Raw genomic sequence first — 1,003 nt, forward strand, 5'->3', positions numbered from 1 at the left:
CCTACAGGATATTCTCAAGCACGACTGAAATACTTGATTGTACCTCTTCCAAACTTTGTGTTGCGTCAACTATTTTAAATCGCTTTGGCTCAGCTTCTGCACGCGCTAAATAGTTATCTCTAACATTATTAAAAAACTCTGCCTGTTCTTCCTCAAAGCGATCTAGGGCACCACGATTTTTTGCACGCGCCATGCCTACTTCAATCGGAGCATCTAATAAAAGAGTCAGGTCTGGGCGTACGTCTCCCTGAACAAAGTTTTCAAGTAAGGCTACTTTTTCAGAAGGTACACCACGCCCGCCAGATTGATAAGCATAAGTTGCATCGGTGAAACGATCAGAAATCACCCAAACACCTTTTTCCAACGCAGGTAAAATCTTTTGGTGAAGGTGCTGAGCGCGTGCGGCAAACATAAGAAGTAACTCGGTTTCTGACGCTACTGTTTCTTCCCGGTTCTTAATGAGCACTTCACGAATCTCTTCGGCCAAATGCGTTCCGCCAGGCTCTCGGGTAATGATGGATTCAATTCCCTTTGACGCTAACGCTTCTTGAATAAAAGCGATGTTGGTAGACTTGCCAACGCCTTCGCCACCTTCAATCGTGATAAATAAACCTTTGTCCACACTGTACCTTCTTATTTGGAATTGAGCTTGCTCTGAAATCAAGCCTTACTGGCTTGAACGGTAGTCTTTGCGACGTCTTAACTGGTACTTACGAACGGCATTGTTATGCTCGTCGATAGTTGCTGAAAATTGATGAGTGCCATCACCTTTTGCGACGAAATATAGGCTAGAGCCTTCTTTAGGGTGCAGCGCTGCATGAATGGCACTACGCCCTACTAAAGCGATAGGAGAAGGAGGTAAGCCCTTTATTCGGTAGGTGTTGTAGGCCGTCAGCTCTTTCAGGTGCTTACGGGTGATATTGCCTTGATAGCGATCACCTAAGCCATAGATGACGGTCGGGTCCGTTTGTAGACGCATTCCCTTAATCAGCCGCCTATTAAA

2 protein-coding genes are annotated in these 1,003 nt (G+C 45.6%); both read right to left on the reverse strand.

What is annotated here, in order from left to right:
• Position 1: 1 nt before the first annotated feature.
• On the reverse strand, positions 2–622 hold the full coding sequence (gene tmk / locus A3729_RS08720) for a dTMP kinase (protein ID WP_068506751.1): 621 nt from the start codon (positions 620–622) through the stop codon (positions 2–4).
• A gap of 45 nt (positions 623–667) precedes the next feature.
• A partial coding sequence (mltG, locus tag A3729_RS08725; RefSeq protein ID WP_156497822.1) for an endolytic transglycosylase MltG occupies positions 668–1,003 on the reverse strand: 336 nt, incomplete at its 5' end.

It is taken from the genome of Oleiphilus sp. HI0043 (genome assembly GCF_001634935.1).